Raw genomic sequence first — 15,924 nt, forward strand, 5'->3', positions numbered from 1 at the left:
ACGAGCGCACAGCAGGGAGGGCCGGGTCCGGTGACGGACCCGGCCCTCCCTGCTGTACCCGGTCTCAGATCACCGCGCCGCTCGGGGACCCGGCGCCGCCGCTCACCGGCACACCCGCGGAACTGCTCGCCGGAGCGCCGACGGTGGCGCTGCTAGCCGGTGCGCCGGAGGCGGGGCCGCTCGCGGTGTCCGAGGTGGACGGCGACATCGACGGGGTGGGGCTGTCGGAGGGAGACGGCGACCCGGAATTCGTCGGCGGCTTCGACGTGGAAGGGCTCGTCGGCGGCTTCGACGAGGACGACGGCGGCTTGGTCGTCGGCGACTTCGAAGGCGACTTGGACGGCGACTTCGACGGCCCGCCTCCCGACCCGTGCGTTCCGCTCGGGTCGTCCGACGGCTTCCCGTCGGCCGGCGGCGTCGGGTCGTCCGAGGTCCCGTACGTGCCGTCGGGGCCTGGATCGGTCGGCGTGCTCTCCACGCCCGAGCCGCTCGCGCCGTCGTCCCCGCCCTTCTTCGGCTTGTCCGCGCCGAGACTGTCGTCGTCGGAGCCCTGACTCACCGACGGGTTGACGCCGACCTTCTCGGACGGGGTGTCGCTGTTGTTGTTCGAGGTCGCGCCGAGCGTCACCACGGTGCCGAGCACGGCCACCAGGAGCGCGCCCGCGCCCGCCGCGACCAGATTGCGCCGGGTACCGCTGACCAGACGCCCGGCGACCCCGACGTGCTTGTCCTGACCCGGCTGCGACCGCTGGGTGATCAGCGTCGAGACCTCGCCGTACGGATCGGACAGCGCCACCGCGGGGAACGCGGCCGGTACACCACCGGGCGGCGACGCGGACTCCTCGTGCCGTGCGTCGGGCACCTCCTCGCCCGCCGTCGCACGGGCGCCGGGCAGTACCTCGCCGGAGCGGTCGGCGACCAGCGCGAGGGCGCGGCGGCCCGCCACGGTGCCACGCTTGTCGGCGAGGGCGCCGCGCAGCCCGATGGAGGCCTCCAGCTCGGCGCGGGCCCGGTCCAGCTGGCCGCCGCAGAGCGCGAGGATGCCCAACTCGTGGTGGAAGTAGGCTTGTTCGCCTACCTCTCCGGCGAGCTGGGAGGCCTCGGCACCGGCCCGCAGGGCCCGCTCCCAGGCGCTCCAGTGCAGCCCGGCGGCGAACGCGGGCGCGGCCGTGCGCGCCAGCAGCACGGCGGGGTTCTCGTCCTGCTCGTCGGCCGGGGCCGTGCTGAGCGGGACCAGCACCCCGAGCGCGGCGAGCACGGCGTCGGCCTCGGCGCAGACCCGCTCCGGGGTGACCGAGGGATGGCCGGCCCACCAGGTGTAGTGCTGGGCCGCGGTGCGGGCCTGCTCCTCGATGTCGTCGGCGTATCCGGCGGTCTCCAGCTGGGCCTGCACACCGGCCGCGAGCCGGTAGCGGGAGCCGACCGGGGAGACCAGCGAACAGTTCGCCAGTTCGGCGAGCGCGGCGTCGGCGTGGGTGTCGCCCATGAGGGCGGGCAGATGCGCCTGGTGCGGCACCTCGCCCCCGAGGGCGACGGCGAACCGCAGCGTCGCGCGGGCCGACTCGCTGAGCCGGGACGCGAGCAGCGAGGCGGGCGCGGCGCCCTCGGCGAGCGAGGGCAGCGGGACCGCGGTGCGCTCGTCGTCGTCCGCCGGCGCGTCCACCGGGGCGTCCTCGAAGTAGCCGTACGCGTCGAAGGCGCCCGGGTCCGCGCTCAGCTGGTCGCGCTGCCGCAGCAGGGCGCCTGCCTGCATGAAGCGCAGCGGAAGTCCCTCGGACTCGAACCAGAGGTCGCCCGCCCAGTTCGACTCCTCCTCGGTCAGCGCGCGTCCGACGGCCCGCTCGAGCAGTTCGAGGCCGCCGGCCCGTCCGAGGCCGCCGAGGTGCACCCCTTCGAGGAGGGAGTCGGCGGACGGCGCGGGGACGTCGGGGGTCGCGGCGACGAGGAAGGCGCACTCGGGCGTGGCCTCGAGGAGCTCGTCCAGCGCGGCGCCGCCGATCTCCGCGTCGTCGAGGACGACGACCGCGCCGATCGAGTGGACGAGTTCGCTCAGCTCGTCCCGTTCCGGCCGGTGCAGAGGCGCGCGGTACACGGCGGCGAAGAGGTCGTGCAGGAGGTCGTTCGCGCCGCGCCGGTAGCCGGAGAGACGGACGACGCCGTCGGGCGCGAGGTCCGCGCAGTCCTCGGCGACGGCTTCGAGCAGGCTGGTGCGGCCGGAGCCGGCGGGGCCGGTGAGGCGTACGGAGCGCCCGCGTGCCAGCAGACGGACCAGTTGCTCGCGCTCCTCCTGGCGCTCCAGGAGCGGCAGCCGGGGCTGGGCCGGTCCCGGCGGTACGGGCGGCTTGGCGGCACGGTTCAGTTCGGCGCGCTCCGCGGCGGTGAACTTCACGGGCCGCGGCGGATGCTCGTCCGGCGGGCAGGTCTTTATCTCGCTGCCGTCGACGGGATTGACGGTGAGCAGGAAGTCGCCCGAGACCAGCTGGACGGTACGGGCCAGTGCGGGCGTGTGCTGCCCCAGGTCCGCGGTGAGCGGATCGCGTGGCGGACGCGGGCGAGGCGCCCGACCGTCGTCGTCATGGACGTACTCTTCGGATCCCTGGTTGTTCGGGTCCATGTTCCAAGCCCCCCAAAAGCGTCGTGTGCCGAGCCCCTCCCGGCCTTGCTGCACACCGCGCTGTCGCTTCTGGTCCGGTGCCCGCTCTCAGGGTTTCGGGCGGCGGGCAGCCGAACCCTAAACCTTCGCACAGTATCTAGGAACAGCCGGGGTACCGCGCCGCCCGAGACGTCACAGCTTCATGAGGATTGTGCGCGTCGTGCGTTTCGTACGCCGCTCAGGTGGTACGTCGCTCGGGGCGCGCACGCCGGGGCGCACCCGGCCGGCTCCGCACGAGGGGCCGCGACCGGGTCACACCCGGGGCAGGGACTCGACCCCGATGCCGCCCTCGATCGCGAGGATCCGGTGCAGCCGGGTGGCCACCAGCAGACGCTGCATCTGCGGTGGTACGCCGCGCAGCACGAGCCGACGGCCGCACCGCCCGGCCCGTCGGTGGGCCCCCATGATGACGCCGAGTCCGGTGGCGTCCCACGAGTCCAGCTCGGACAGGTCCAGCACCAGGTCGCCGGCTCCGCCGTCGACGGCCGAGTGCAGGACCGTACGGGCGTCCGCCGCGCTGCGTACGTCGAGGCGGCCCCCGACGACCACCTCGGCGTGGTCGCCCCTGATGTACATATGCGCTCCCCGGGAGTGCGTCTCGTACGCTGCGTCAGCCTGCGTCTTTCATGTGCACCGTCTGACTGCCCTGAGGGCTCAGAGGTTGCCGTCTGTAAGCGAACCGATACCGAATTCACCTCATGGGGTGATGCTCCAGAGGTGCACGCGGTTTCAGTGCTTGTAGAAGCCCTGCCCGCTCTTGCGCCCGATGTCACCGGCGTCAACCATCCGGCGCATCAGCTCCGGCGGGGCGAACTTCTCGTCCTGGGTCTCGGTGTAGATGTTGCCGGTGGCGTGCAGCAGGATGTCGACGCCGGTCAGGTCGGCCGTGGCCAGCGGTCCCATGGCGTGTCCGAAGCCCAGCTTGCAGGCCAGGTCGATGTCCTCGGCGCTCGCCACGCCGGATTCGTACAGCTTGGTGGCCTCGACGACGAGCGCCGAGATGAGACGGGTCGTCACGAAGCCGGCCACGTCCCGGTTGACGACGATGCAGGTCTTGCCGACGGACTCGGCGAACTCCTTCGCGGTGGCGAGGGTTTCGTCGCTCGTCTTGTAACCGCGCACCAGTTCGCACAGCTGCATCATCGGCACCGGCGAGAAGAAGTGGACACCGACGACCCGCTCCGGGTGCTCGGTGGCCGCCGCGATCTTGGTGATCGGGATCGCGGAGGTGTTGGAGGCGAGCACGGCGTCGGGACGGACGATCTTGTCCAGGGTCCGGAAGATCTCGTGCTTGACCTCGAGCTTCTCGAACACCGCCTCGACCACGACGTCCGCGTCCGCGGCGGCGTCGAGGTCGGTGGTCGCGGTGATCCGGGCGAGCGCGGCGTCGGCGTCGTGCGCCTCCAGCCTGCCCTTGCTCACGAACCTGTCGTAGGAGGCCTTGATGCCGTCCGTGCCACGCTTCAGCGCCTCGTCGGTGACGTCGCGCAGGACGACGTCCCAGCCCGCCTGCGCGGACACCTGGGCGATGCCGGACCCCATCAGGCCGGCTCCGATGACGGCGAGCTTCCGTGCCACTGTGCGACTCCCCTGACGCGCTGTATATGTCTACCTCTCGGCGGACACTAGCGCTCGCGAGGGCCTGTGTGACCGGTAAGTAATGCGCGTCACGTCTCAACTGACGGACATCACACCGGATGGCTCACCCCGCGTCGCGCACCCCCTAGTTGAGCCCCTTCCCGCCCAACAGGTCCGGTGTCCCGCCGAGGAGGGCGACCGCCTCGCGTGACACTTCGTCCGCATTACGACCGGCTGCCCCCCGCCCGCCGACCGCCGCGACGGTCCGGCGGTGCCCTCCCCCTCGTGCCACTGCGCCGTCCGGTGGACCGGTACGGGACCGGTGCGCGGGCATCCTCCCCACCGCGCGCGGGCCGTACGGCGTCCCGGTCGCCGTCGAGTCCCGCGACGCCCGCCGTGACGGTGGGCACACGTGCCCACCGGAAGGCCGGGGCGTAACTACGCTGACCCCATGGTCAATCTGACGCGCATCTACACCAGGACCGGCGACCAGGGCACCACCGCCCTCGGGGACATGAGCCGGGTCTCCAAGACCGATCTGCGGATCTCGGCGTACGCGGACGCCAACGAGGCGAACGCGGTGCTCGGTACGGCGATCGCGCTCGGCGGGCTCGACGAGGACGTCGTCACCGTCCTCACCCGTGTGCAGAACGACCTGTTCGACGTGGGAGCCGACCTGTCGACCCCCGTGGCCGAGAACCCCGCGTACCCGCCCCTGCGCGTCGAGCAGTTCTACATCGACCGACTGGAGGCGGACTGCGACCGCTTCAACGACGAACTGGAGAAGCTCCGCTCCTTCATCCTGCCCGGCGGCACACCCGGCGCGGCACTGCTGCACCAGGCGTGCACGGTGGTACGGCGGGCCGAGCGCTCGACGTGGGCCGCGCTCGAGGTGCACGGCGAGCTCATGAACCCGCTGACCGCCACCTACCTCAATCGCCTCTCCGACCTGCTCTTCATCCTGGCGCGGACGGCGAACAAGGCGACCGGCGACGTCCTGTGGGTGCCCGGCGGGGAGCGCTGACCCACCCCGGCCCGGGACCGGGCGGGCCCGGCGGCTGATCGCCGGGCCCAAGCCGCCTTTCCGGCGGGGGAGTTGGGGCTTCGCACAGTGCTGCGTTCACTGGTCCAGACCTATTGACCTATGGTCCAGACCTTTCTATTCTCACCGCACTGCGCTAAGTCATGCCCACGACACCCCCGAGGAGAGGCATCATGCGCTTCCGGCACAGAGCCCGACAGAAAACCGTGGCAGGTCTCACCACCCTGCTCCTCCCCCTCGCCGCCCTCGTCGGCCTCGCGAGCCCCGCTCATGCGGCCACCTCCGCCACCGCCACCTACACCAAGACCCAGGACTGGGGTACGGGCTTCGGCGGCCAGTGGACCGTCAAGAACACCGGCACCACCGCCATCAGCTCCTGGACGATCAACTGGGACTTCCCCTCCGGCACGTCCGTCACCTCGGCGTGGGACGCGGACGTCACCAACTCCGGCACCCACTGGACCGCCAAGAACAAGTCCTACAACGGCACCCTCGCCGCGGGCGCCTCCGTCTCCTTCGGCTTCAACGGCGCCGGCTCCGGCTCCCCCTCCAACTGCACCCTGAACGGCGGCAGTTGCGACGGCGGAACCACCGTCCCGGGTGACAACCCGCCCTCCGCGCCCGGCACTCCCACCACCTCCTCCCTCACCGACACCTCGGTGAAGCTCTCCTGGAGCGCGGCCACCGACGACAAGGGCGTCAAGAACTACGACGTCCTGCGCGGCGGCGCCAAGGTCGCCACCGTGACCGGTACGACCTACACGGACACCGGCCTGACCGCCGGCACCGACTACTCGTACACCGTCCAGGCCCGTGACACCGCCGATCAGACCGGTCCGGCCAGCGGCGCGGTCTCGGTGCACACCACCGGCGGCACCACCACCCCGCCGGCCAGTGGCAACGCCGTCAAACTCGGCTACTTCACCGAGTGGGGCATCTACGGCCGCAACTACAACGTCAAGAACCTGGTGACGTCGGGCTCGGCCGCCAAGATCACGCACATCAACTACGCCTTCGGCAACGTCACCAACGGTCAGTGCGCGATCGGCGACTCCTACGCCGACTACGACAAGGCCTTCACCGCCGACCAGTCGGTCAGCGGCGTCGCCGACACCTGGGACCAGCCGCTGCGCGGCAACTTCAACCAGCTGCGCGAGCTGAAGGCCAAGTACCCGAACATCAAGGTCCTCTGGTCCTTCGGCGGCTGGACCTGGTCCGGCGGCTTCGCCCAGGCCGCCGCCAACCCGGCCGCCTTCGCGCAGTCCTGCTACAACCTCGTGGAGGACCCGCGCTGGGCCGACGTCTTCGACGGCATCGACATCGACTGGGAGTACCCGAACGCCTGCGGTCTGTCCTGTGACACCAGCGGTGCCGCGGCCTACAAGAACCTGATGCAGGCCCTGCGCGCCAAGTTCGGCACGGGCAACCTGGTCACCGCGGCCACCACGGCCGACGGCACCTCCGGCGGCAAGATCGACGCCGCCGACTACGCGGGCGCCGCGCAGTACGTCGACTGGTACAACGTGATGACGTACGACTTCTTCGGCGCGTTCGCCGCACAGGGCCCGACCGCCCCGCACTCGCCGCTCACCTCGTACAGCGGCATCCCGACGCCCGGCTTCACCACGGCCGACGCGATCGCCAAGTTCAAGTCGAAGGGCGTGCCCGCGAGCAAGCTGCTCATCGGCATCGGCTTCTACGGCCGCGGCTGGACGGGCGTCACCCAGGACGCGCCGGGCGGCACGGCGACCGGACCCGCGCCGGGCACGTACGAGCAGGGCATCGAGGACTACAAGGTCCTCAAGACGTCCTGTCCGGCCACCGGCACGGTCGCCGGCACCGCGTACGCGCACTGCGGCAGCAACTGGTGGAGCTACGACACCCCCGCCACCATCGGCACGAAGATGTCGTGGGCCAAGAGCCAGGGTCTGGGCGGCGCGTTCTTCTGGGACTTCAGCGGCGACACCAGCAACGGTGAACTGGTCAGCGCCGTCAACACCGGCCTGAGCTGACCTGGCACCACCCCCCACAGCCGCCGCGGGCGGGCCTCCGGGTCCGTCCGCGGCGGTCTTCCCGGCTCATGGGCGACCGCGGTCCTCCCGGTTCACGGGCATCGGCGGGCGAAGGTCAGGCCACGTTCACACGCTGTCCGGGCGGGGCCGCCTCCAGCCACGCGAGGAAACCGGTCAGCGCGTCCTCGCTCATCGCCAGCTCCAGCCGCGTGCCCCGGTGGACACAGGCCAGGATGATCGCGTCGGAGAGCAGCGCGAGCTCCTCCTCACCGTCCGGAGCACGCCGGCCGGCCACCTCGATCGCCGAGCGCTCCAGCACACGGCGCGGGCGGGGGGAGTACGAGAAGACCCGGTACCACTCGATGCGGTCGCCGTTGTAGCGGGCGACGCCGTAGCCCCAGCCCTTGCCACTGGTGTCGCTCTTCTCGGGCACGTCCCAGCGCAGGCTGCAGTCGAACGTGCCGCCGGAACGCTGGATGAGCCGGCGGCGGAGGCCGAAGACGAACAGCCCCACCACCACGAGAGCCACTACCAATCCGCACACAGTCAGAGCGAGGACCATCGACACCGACCTCCTCGTCTCCTAGGTAACGGAAAAGAAAAAACCTCCGCATTCGCCTCAGCCGCGGCCGGGGCCGGAATCATCCGGTCCCAGCCGCGGCTGAGGCAAAGCATCACACGGCACTCCCCCAGTACCCTAAGGGTCCGGGGGGTGCCTCCGGATCAGCGCGCCGACACCGCCCGGAGTCGGACATCCGCCCGACGCTCGGCGGAGGCATCGCCCTCCGCCTTGGCGCGCTCGAGCTCCCGCTCCACGCGCTGGACGTCGATCTCGTCCGACAGCTCGGCGATCTCGGCCAGCAGCGACAGCTTGTTGTCCGCGAACGAGATGAAACCGCCGTGCACCGCGGCGACGACCGTTCCACCATCACTCGTACGGATGGTCACCGGGCCGGACTCCAGCACACCGAGAAGCGGCTGGTGACCGGGCATGACGCCGATGTCGCCGGACGCGGTACGCGCGACGACCAGGGTGGCCTCGCCGGACCAGACACTGCGGTCCGCGGCGACGAGCTCGACATGCAGCTCAGCAGCCAAGGTGGGCTCCTCGGGTCACCACCCGGCCGTTGCCGCCGGGTGTTGGGTCAAAGTCTAATGGGCGTACGGAGAGGGACGGGACGCACCCCGCGAGGTGCGGCCCCGCCCCCCTCACTCACGAACACGAGGTTCAGGAGACGCCGAGCTCCTTGGCGTTGGCCTTGAGGTCCTCGATGCCACCGCACAGGAAGAACGCCTGCTCCGGGAAGTGGTCGTACTCACCGTCGATGATCGCGTTGAAGGCCGCGATCGACTCGTCCAGCGGGACGTCCGACCCGTCGACGCCGGTGAACTGCTTGGCGACGTGGGTGTTCTGGGACAGGAAGCGCTCCACGCGACGGGCACGGTGGACGGTGAGCTTGTCCTCCTCGCCCAGCTCGTCGATACCGAGGATCGCGATGATGTCCTGAAGGTCCTTGTACTTCTGAAGAACCGACTTGACGCGCATCGCGGCCGCGTAGTGGTCCGCCGCGATGTAGCGGGGGTCCAGGATGCGGGACGTGGAGTCCAGCGGGTCCACGGCCGGGTAGATGCCCTTCTCGGAGATCGGACGGGAGAGAACCGTCGTCGCGTCGAGGTGGGCGAACGTGGTGGCCGGGGCCGGGTCGGTCAGGTCGTCCGCGGGGACGTAGATCGCCTGCATCGAGGTGATCGAGTGACCACGGGTCGAGGTGATGCGCTCCTGGAGGAGACCCATCTCGTCGGCCAGGTTCGGCTGGTAGCCCACCGCGGAGGGCATACGGCCGAGCAGGGTCGAGACCTCGGAACCGGCCTGCGTGAAGCGGAAGATGTTGTCGATGAAGAACAGCACGTCCTGCTTCTGCACATCGCGGAAGTACTCCGCCATGGTCAGACCCGCGAGGGCCACGCGCAGACGGGTGCCCGGGGGCTCGTCCATCTGGCCGAAGACGAGGGCGGTCTTGTCGATGACGCCCGAGTCCGACATCTCCTCGATGAGGTCGTTGCCCTCACGGGTGCGCTCACCGACACCGGCGAACACGGAGACACCGTCGTGGTTGTTGGCGACGCGGTAGATCATCTCCTGGATGAGCACCGTCTTGCCGACACCGGCACCACCGAACAGACCGATCTTTCCACCCTTGACGTACGGGGTGAGAAGGTCGATGACCTTGACGCCGGTCTCGAACATCTCGGTCTTCGACTCGAGCTCGTCGAAGCGCGGGGCCTTGCGGTGGATGGACCAGCGCTCGCCGTCGTACTTCTCGTCGGTGTTCAGCACCTCACCGAGGGTGTTGAAGACCTTGCCCTTGGTGAAGTCGCCGACGGGGACCGTGATGCCGGTACCGGAGTCGGTGACCGCGGCCTGGCGGACCAGACCGTCGGTGGGCTGCATGGAGATCGTGCGGACCAGGCCGTCACCCAGGTGCTGGGCGACCTCCAGGGTCAGCGTCTTCTTCTCGCCGGCGTTGGCCGGGTCGGCCACCTCGACGTGAAGGGCGTTGTAGATGTCCGGCATCGCGTCGACGGGGAACTCCACGTCGACGACCGGGCCGATGACCCGGGCGACGCGGCCCGTGGCAACGGCCGTCTCAGAAGTCGTCGTCATTACTTGTCACTCCCCGCGGTCGCGTCGGCAAGGGCTGCGGAGCCACCGACGATCTCGCTGATTTCCTGGGTGATTTCGGCCTGGCGGGCCGCATTGGCAAGGCGGGAGAGCGTGGTGATCAGGTCTCCCGCGTTGTCGGTCGCCGACTTCATCGCGCGGCGCGTGGCGGCGTGCTTGGAGGCAGCCGACTGGAGCAGCGCGTTGTAGATACGGCTCTCGACGTAGCGCGGCAGCAGGGCGTCGAGGACGTCCTCCGCCGATGGCTCGAACTCGTACAGCGGAAGGATCTCGCCCGTGGGCGCTTCCTCCGCGACCTCTTCGAGGCGAAGCGGCAGCAGCCGGCCGTCGATGGCCGTCTGCGTCATCATCGAGACGAACTCGGTGTAGACGATGTGGAGTTCGTCCACGCCGCCGTCCGCCGTCTCCTTCTCGATGGCCTCGATGAGCGGACCCGCGACCTTCTTCGCGTCCGCGTAGGTGGGCTCGTCGGTGAAGCCCGACCACGACTCCGCGACCTTGCGCTCGCGGAAGTTGTAGTGGGCCAGACCGCGGCGGCCGACGATGTACGTGTCGACCTCCTTGCCCTCGGCCTCAAGACGGGCGGTCAGCAGCTCCGCCGCCTTGATGGCGTTGGAGTTGAAGGCGCCGGCCAGTCCGCGGTCGCTCGTGAGGAGCAGCACCGCGGAACGGGTCGCCGTCTCCGCCTCCGTGGTCAGCGGGTGCTTGGTGTTCGAACCCGTACCGACCGCCGTGACCGCGCGGGTGAGCTCGGTCGCGTACGGCGCGGAGGCCGCCACCTTGCGCTGCGCCTTGACGACGCGCGAGGCGGCGATCATCTCCATCGCCTTGGTGATCTTCTTGGTCGCGGTGACGGATCGGATGCGACGCTTGTAGACCCGGAGCTGGGCTCCCATGAGTCAGGTCCCTTCCTTACGTCACTTGGCAGCGGCCGGGGCGTCCTCGCCGAGAAGCTTCCCGTCCGAGGTCTCGAACTGCTTCTTGAAGTCCGCGATGGCGTCCGCGATGGCGGTGAGGGTGTCGTCCGACATCTTGCCGCCCTCCTTGATGGAGGTCATGAGGCCCTGCTCCTTGCGGTGCAGGTACTCCAGGAGCTCCTTCTCGAAGCGGCGGACGTCGGAGACCGGCACGTCGTCCATCTTGCCGGTGGTACCGGCCCACACGGAGACGACCTGGTCCTCGGTCGGCATCGGCTGGTACTGAGCCTGCTTGAGCAGCTCGACCAGTCGCTGACCGCGCTCCAGCTGCGACTTCGACGCGGCGTCCAGGTCGGAACCGAAGGCGGCGAACGCCTCCAGCTCGCGGTACTGGGCGAGGTCGAGGCGGAGCCGGCCGGAGACCTGCTTCATCGCCTTGTGCTGGGCGGAGCCACCGACACGGGAGACCGAGATACCGACGTTCAGGGCCGGACGCTGGCCGGCGTTGAACAGGTCGGACTCCAGGAAGCACTGGCCGTCGGTGATGGAGATGACGTTGGTCGGGATGAACGCCGACACGTCGTTCGCCTTGGTCTCGACGATCGGCAGACCCGTCATCGAACCGGCGCCCATCTCGTCGGAGAGCTTCGCGCAGCGCTCCAGCAGACGGGAGTGCAGGTAGAAGACGTCACCGGGGTAGGCCTCGCGGCCCGGCGGACGGCGCAGCAGCAGGGAGACGGCGCGGTAGGCGTCGGCCTGCTTCGAGAGGTCGTCGAAGATGATGAGGACGTGCTTGCCCTCGTACATCCAGTGCTGACCGATGGCCGAACCGGTGTACGGCGCCAGGTACTTGAAGCCGGCCGGGTCGGACGCCGGGGCGGCGACGATGGTCGTGTACTCGAGCGCGCCGGCCTCTTCGAGGGCGCCACGCACGGAGGCAATGGTCGAACCCTTCTGACCGATGGCGACGTAGATGCAGCGGACCTGCTTCTTCGGGTCGCCCGAGCGCCAGTTGTCGCGCTGGTTGATGATCGTGTCGACGGCCAGCGCGGTCTTGCCGGTCTGACGGTCACCGATGATCAGCTGACGCTGGCCGCGGCCGACCGGGGTCATCGCGTCGACGGCCTTGTAGCCGGTCTCCATCGGCTCGTGCACCGACTTGCGGACCATGACGCCCGGGGCCTGCAGCTCGAGGGCGCGGCGGCCGGACGTCTCGATCTCGCCGAGGCCGTCGATCGGGTTGCCGAGCGGGTCGACGACGCGGCCGAGGTAGCCCTCGCCCACGGCGACGGACAGCACCTCACCGGTGCGCTGCACCGGCTGGCCCTCCTCGATGCCGCTGAACTCGCCGAGGACGACCGCACCGATCTCGCGCTCTTCCAGGTTCAGCGCGAGACCGAGGGTCCCGTCCTCGAACTTCAGCAGCTCGTTCGCCATGGCCGAGGGAAGACCCTCGATCTTGGCAATACCGTCGCCGGCGACGGTGACCGTACCGACCTCCTCGCGCGAGGCCGCGTCCGGCTGGTACGACTGGACAAAGTTCTCCAGCGCGTCCCGGATCTCCTCCGGCCGGATCGTGAGCTCCGCCATCTGGGTTCCCTGCTCTCCTTGTTGGGCCCGAAGTGTTCTTGGGGGTCTGGGGTCAGCCCCCAGGAATCCTCTGCACGGCCCAACCAGGGCCGTAAGTACAACGTGTTGCGTGTATGGAGTTGCTGCTAGCCGGCCATGCGGCGGCCGGCGTCGTCGAGCCGGTCCGCAATGGCGCCGTTGATGACCTCGTCACCGACCTGCACCCGGATCCCGCCGAGGACCTCGGGGTCCACGTCGAGGTTGAGGTGCATCGCGCGGCCGTAGAGCTTCGCCAGAGCGGCGCCGAGGCGCTGCTTCTGGCCGTCGCTCAGCGGGACCGCGGAGGTGACGACGGCGACCATGCGGTCCCGGCGCTCGGCGGCGAGCTTGGACAGGGACTCGAGTCCCGCCTCCAGGCTACGTCCACGCGGCGCGGTCACAAGGCGCGTCACCAGACGCTCGGTGGTCGCGTTGGCACGGCCGCCGAGCAGGCTGTGCACCAGCTCGCTCTTGGCCGCCTTCGAGGCGGCGCGGTCGGTCAGCGCGGCACGCAGCTCGGTGTTCGAGGAGACGATCCGGCCGAACCGGAACAGCTCGTCCTCGACGTCGTCGAGCGTGTTCGCCCGCTGGGCGGCCGTGAGGTCGGCGATGTTCGCCAGCTCCTCCAGCGTGTCCACCAGGTTGCGCGACTGCGACCAGCGCGAGCGCACCAGTCCGGCCACCAGGTCCGCGGTCGGACCGCCGACCTGGCCGCCCAGCAGGCGCTGGGCCAGCTCGGCCTTGGCCTCACCGGGCTGCGCCGGGTCGGTCAGGACCCGACGCAGCGACACCTCGCGGTCGAGCAGTGCGGTGACGGCGGCCAGCTCGTCGGCGAGCCGTGCCGCGTCCACGGACGTCGAGTCCGTCAGCGCGTCGAGACGCTCACGGGCTGCAGCGAATGCCTCGCGGCTCGCTCCGTGCGCTGTCATCGAGTCGCCTCGGCCTTCTCCTCGAGCTCGTCGAGGAAGCGGTCGATGACGCGGCTCTGCCGGGCGTGGTCCTCGAGGGACTCACCGACGAGCTTGCCGGCCAGGTCGGTGGCGAGCTTGCCCACGTCCTGGCGCAGCGCCTGGGCCGCGGACTTGCGGTCGGCCTCGATCTGCGAGTGGCCGGCGGCGATGATCTCCTCGCGCTGCCGCTGGCCTTCCGCGCGCATCTCGGCGATGAGCGTGGCGCCCTGCTCCTGCGCCTCCTGGCGCAGCCGCGCGGCCTCGTGCCGGGCTTCGGCGAGCTGGGCCTTGTACTGCTCCAGCACGCTCTGGGCCTCGGTCTGAGCGGCCTCGGCCTTCTCGATACCGCCCTCGATGGCCTCGCGGCGCTCGTCCAGAACCTTGTTGATGTTCGGAAGGAGCTTCTTGGCGAGGAAGCCGAAGACGATGACGAAGGCGATCAGGCCGATGACAAGCTCAGGGATCGGCGGGACGAGCGGGTTCTCCTGCTCGGCCGCCAGAATGAGCAGCTGGCTCATATCAGTGCCTTTCGTCTAGGGGGCTGTCGTCGATCCGACGTCACACGCCGTAGACGAACGGCATGACCAGACCGATGAGGGCGAGCGCCTCACAGAAGGCGAAGCCGAGAATCTGGTTGGCGCGGATCAGACCGGCGGCCTCAGGCTGACGGGCGAGCGCCTGGGTGCCGTTACCGAAGATGATGCCGACGCCGACGCCGGGGCCGATGGCCGCGAGGCCGTAACCGATCGAGCCGAGCGAGCCGGAGACAGCGGCAAGGGTCTGGGACATGCCAGTTCTTCCTTTTCTTTACGGACCGGTGGGGGTTGGCCACCGGACGACTGCGGGGTCGAGAAGCGGGCGCTCAGTGGTGCTCGGCCAGCGCGCCCTGGATGAAGGAGCAGGTCAGCAGCACGAACACATACGCCTGCAGGGCCTGGATGAACAGCTCGAAGGCCGTCATGACGATGACCATGATGAACGAGACGCCCGCGTAGGCGATCCCGATGCCGTTGAGCAGGTACCAGCTGGCGATCGTGAACAGCAGCAGCAGGGTGTGGCCGGCGAACATGTTCGCGAAGAGTCGCACCGCGTGCGTGAAGGGCCGGACGATCAGGTTCGAGAAGAACTCGATGAGCATGGCCAGCGGCAGCACGGGGCCGAGCGACTTGTCGTATCCCGTGAAGTTCTTGAGGGCGCCGACGAAGCCATGACGCTTGAAGGTCAGCGAGACCCACAGGACGTAGACGATCAGAGCGAGCACCACGGGGTACGAGATGATCGCCGTGACCGGGAACTGGGCGACCGGCACGATCGACCAGAGGTTCATCATCCAGACGAAGAAGAAGAGCGAGACGACGAGCGGTACGTACTTCTCGCCTTCCTTCTTGCCGATGGTCTCGTAGACGATGCCGCGCCGGACGAAGTCGTAACCCGTCTCGGCGACCATCTGGAGCTTGCCCGGGACGACCTTCGGCTTGCGGAAGGCCGCCCAGAAGAAGGCGACGATGATGATCGAGCCGAGCAGCGCCAGCAGCATCGTCTTGTTGAAGTACAAGTTGCTGTCCCCGTCGCCCAAGAGGGGCTTGAACAGGAACGAGTGCAGGCCGGGAGCCGGGAAGCCACAGCCGTCGAAGATGTGGCAGTCGGTCTCGAAGGCGAGCACCTGCGTCGGGTCAGCACTCACCGCGGGCTCCTTCAGCGTGGCGCATAGGTACGGCAACCTCGTTGTGTCGGCGCGGCGCGCAGCCGCGGTTCGGCACTGGACTGGTGTTACGGATGGGGGGGCGGCTGTGGGGCATCAAGCCTCGCGATTGAGCAGGCGTCAGCTCAGATGCCCGCGCCCGCGATGCCGCAGTTGGCACCGGACCATAGCAGGATCTCCTACAGGCACTTATCCCGGCCCTACCCCTCACGACGAGTGCCCCGTTTTTTCGGGCTTGTCGCCCTTCGCGGAGTCGGGTTCGACATAAAGGATCTTGGCGTTCATATGGGCACGCGCCTGTGCGCCGATCCACGCGAGCGTGGCGGCGACCAGGGTGATCGCGAAGGCCTTGGGGTTGAACAGCGTCGTGTTCTTGAACGCGGCGACGAAGATGAACAGCAGAAGAATCTGTGCCGTGTAGAGCAGGAGGCCCATCGCCTGGAACAGGTGCGGAAGCGATGTGGCGGTGCGCTGCAGAACGTAGAGCCCGATGCCCATGAACAGGATCACGACCAGCGTCGCGACGACCGCCCCGAGCGCTCCCTTGCCACCCGCGACCACACCGCTGACCACGGCGGCGATCGCGCCGACGGCAGCTGTGGGCACGGCGGCCTGAAGGAGAATCCGGGCGTCATTGGACGGCATGGCGGCAACTCCGCTTGCTAAGGGGGGCAGGGTGTCGTCATGGACGAGCGTAGTCCCGGGCGGAGAGGGATCCTCACGCCAAGGGTCCGTCTCTCGACGGTCCTTCGGCTCCACCCCGGGTTCTCGTGAACCGT

At 69.4% G+C, this 15,924-nt stretch carries 15 protein-coding genes; 2 read left to right on the plus strand and 13 right to left on the minus strand.

Annotation, left to right across the window (positions count from 1 at the left end; translation table 11 throughout):
• Positions 1–64 precede the first annotated feature (64 nt).
• The 3 genes from OG199_RS15165 to OG199_RS15175 form a co-directional block, all read right to left on the minus strand.
• Positions 65–2,614 (minus strand): ATP-binding protein, encoded by a 2,550-nt coding sequence (locus tag OG199_RS15165; protein WP_405829882.1) that lies wholly within the window; start codon positions 2,612–2,614, stop codon positions 65–67.
• A gap of 291 nt (positions 2,615–2,905) precedes the next feature.
• The gene (locus OG199_RS15170; protein ID WP_356802398.1) at positions 2,906–3,229 is read right to left on the minus strand and encodes an STAS domain-containing protein; all 324 of its coding nucleotides are present in this window, start codon (positions 3,227–3,229) and stop codon (positions 2,906–2,908) included.
• Between the two features lie 153 nt (positions 3,230–3,382).
• A complete protein-coding gene (locus OG199_RS15175; protein ID WP_356802396.1) occupies positions 3,383–4,231 on the minus strand; it encodes a 3-hydroxyacyl-CoA dehydrogenase family protein in 849 nt (282 codons plus the stop codon).
• 451 nt (positions 4,232–4,682) lie between these two features.
• On the opposite strand from OG199_RS15175, the gene OG199_RS15180 reads away from it, so the two are divergent.
• Positions 4,683–5,255 (plus strand): cob(I)yrinic acid a,c-diamide adenosyltransferase, encoded by a 573-nt coding sequence (locus OG199_RS15180; protein WP_356802395.1) that lies wholly within the window; start codon positions 4,683–4,685, stop codon positions 5,253–5,255.
• Between the two features lie 191 nt (positions 5,256–5,446).
• Positions 5,447–7,285 carry a glycosyl hydrolase family 18 protein gene (locus tag OG199_RS15185; RefSeq protein WP_401799694.1) on the plus strand — a complete coding sequence of 613 codons (1,839 nt, stop codon included), beginning with the start codon at positions 5,447–5,449 and terminating at the stop codon, positions 7,283–7,285.
• A 115-nt stretch (positions 7,286–7,400) separates the two neighbouring features.
• Here the strand turns inward: OG199_RS15185 and OG199_RS15190 are convergent, their stop codons facing one another.
• From OG199_RS15190 to OG199_RS15235, 10 genes are all read right to left on the minus strand, one after another.
• Positions 7,401–7,847 (minus strand): DUF2550 domain-containing protein, encoded by a 447-nt coding sequence (locus OG199_RS15190; protein ID WP_153288573.1) that lies wholly within the window; start codon positions 7,845–7,847, stop codon positions 7,401–7,403.
• Positions 7,848–8,008: 161 nt separating this feature from the next.
• Positions 8,009–8,383 carry a F0F1 ATP synthase subunit epsilon gene (locus OG199_RS15195; protein WP_054233220.1) on the minus strand — a complete coding sequence of 125 codons (375 nt, stop codon included), beginning with the start codon at positions 8,381–8,383 and terminating at the stop codon, positions 8,009–8,011.
• A gap of 130 nt (positions 8,384–8,513) precedes the next feature.
• The gene (atpD, locus tag OG199_RS15200) at positions 8,514–9,950 is read right to left on the minus strand and encodes a F0F1 ATP synthase subunit beta (protein ID WP_401799691.1); all 1,437 of its coding nucleotides are present in this window, start codon (positions 9,948–9,950) and stop codon (positions 8,514–8,516) included.
• A complete protein-coding gene (locus OG199_RS15205) occupies positions 9,950–10,864 on the minus strand; it encodes a F0F1 ATP synthase subunit gamma (protein WP_266701404.1) in 915 nt (304 codons plus the stop codon). Before OG199_RS15205 ends, atpD begins: the two co-directional genes overlap by 1 nt.
• 21 nt (positions 10,865–10,885) lie before the next feature.
• Positions 10,886–12,475, minus strand: a complete 1,590-nt coding sequence (gene atpA / locus OG199_RS15210) for a F0F1 ATP synthase subunit alpha (protein WP_266701403.1) — start codon at positions 12,473–12,475, stop codon at positions 10,886–10,888.
• Positions 12,476–12,600: 125 nt separating this feature from the next.
• Positions 12,601–13,422, minus strand: a complete 822-nt coding sequence (locus OG199_RS15215) for a F0F1 ATP synthase subunit delta (RefSeq protein WP_356804050.1) — start codon at positions 13,420–13,422, stop codon at positions 12,601–12,603.
• Positions 13,419–13,961 (minus strand): F0F1 ATP synthase subunit B, encoded by a 543-nt coding sequence (locus tag OG199_RS15220; RefSeq protein ID WP_356804052.1) that lies wholly within the window; start codon positions 13,959–13,961, stop codon positions 13,419–13,421. The genes OG199_RS15215 and OG199_RS15220 overlap by 4 nt, the downstream gene beginning before the upstream one ends.
• 40 nt (positions 13,962–14,001) lie before the next feature.
• A complete protein-coding gene (gene atpE / locus OG199_RS15225) occupies positions 14,002–14,232 on the minus strand; it encodes an ATP synthase F0 subunit C (protein WP_031039373.1) in 231 nt (76 codons plus the stop codon).
• A gap of 73 nt (positions 14,233–14,305) precedes the next feature.
• Positions 14,306–15,127, minus strand: coding sequence for a F0F1 ATP synthase subunit A (gene atpB / locus OG199_RS15230; RefSeq protein WP_356804053.1), 822 nt, complete (start codon positions 15,125–15,127; stop codon positions 14,306–14,308).
• 225 nt (positions 15,128–15,352) lie between these two features.
• On the minus strand, positions 15,353–15,790 hold the full coding sequence (locus OG199_RS15235) for a hypothetical protein (RefSeq protein ID WP_405829886.1): 438 nt from the start codon (positions 15,788–15,790) through the stop codon (positions 15,353–15,355).
• Between the last annotated feature and the right edge of the window lie 134 nt (positions 15,791–15,924).

This window comes from Streptomyces sp. NBC_01176, assembly GCF_045039825.1.
Taxonomy (GTDB): Bacteria; Actinomycetota; Actinomycetes; order Streptomycetales; family Streptomycetaceae; genus Streptomyces.

What these genes read in the sequence shown, in the direction of transcription:
- OG199_RS15165 (WP_405829882.1), bottom strand. Translation starts at nt 2,614, where the DNA reads ATGGACCCGAACAACCAGGGATCCGAAGAGTACGTCCATGACGACGAC.
- OG199_RS15170 (WP_356802398.1), bottom strand. Translation starts at nt 3,229, where the DNA reads ATGTACATCAGGGGCGACCACGCCGAGGTGGTCGTCGGGGGCCGCCTC.
- OG199_RS15180 (WP_356802395.1), top strand. Translation starts at nt 4,683, where the DNA reads ATGGTCAATCTGACGCGCATCTACACCAGGACCGGCGACCAGGGCACC.
- OG199_RS15185 (WP_401799694.1), top strand. Translation starts at nt 5,447, where the DNA reads ATGCGCTTCCGGCACAGAGCCCGACAGAAAACCGTGGCAGGTCTCACC.
- OG199_RS15190 (WP_153288573.1), bottom strand. Translation starts at nt 7,847, where the DNA reads ATGGTCCTCGCTCTGACTGTGTGCGGATTGGTAGTGGCTCTCGTGGTG.
- atpD (WP_401799691.1), bottom strand. Translation starts at nt 9,950, where the DNA reads ATGACGACGACTTCTGAGACGGCCGTTGCCACGGGCCGCGTCGCCCGG.
- OG199_RS15205 (WP_266701404.1), bottom strand. Translation starts at nt 10,864, where the DNA reads ATGGGAGCCCAGCTCCGGGTCTACAAGCGTCGCATCCGATCCGTCACC.
- atpA (WP_266701403.1), bottom strand. Translation starts at nt 12,475, where the DNA reads ATGGCGGAGCTCACGATCCGGCCGGAGGAGATCCGGGACGCGCTGGAG.
- OG199_RS15215 (WP_356804050.1), bottom strand. Translation starts at nt 13,422, where the DNA reads ATGACAGCGCACGGAGCGAGCCGCGAGGCATTCGCTGCAGCCCGTGAG.
- OG199_RS15220 (WP_356804052.1), bottom strand. Translation starts at nt 13,961, where the DNA reads ATGAGCCAGCTGCTCATTCTGGCGGCCGAGCAGGAGAACCCGCTCGTC.
- atpE (WP_031039373.1), bottom strand. Translation starts at nt 14,232, where the DNA reads ATGTCCCAGACCCTTGCCGCTGTCTCCGGCTCGCTCGGCTCGATCGGT.
- OG199_RS15235 (WP_405829886.1), bottom strand. Translation starts at nt 15,790, where the DNA reads ATGCCGTCCAATGACGCCCGGATTCTCCTTCAGGCCGCCGTGCCCACA.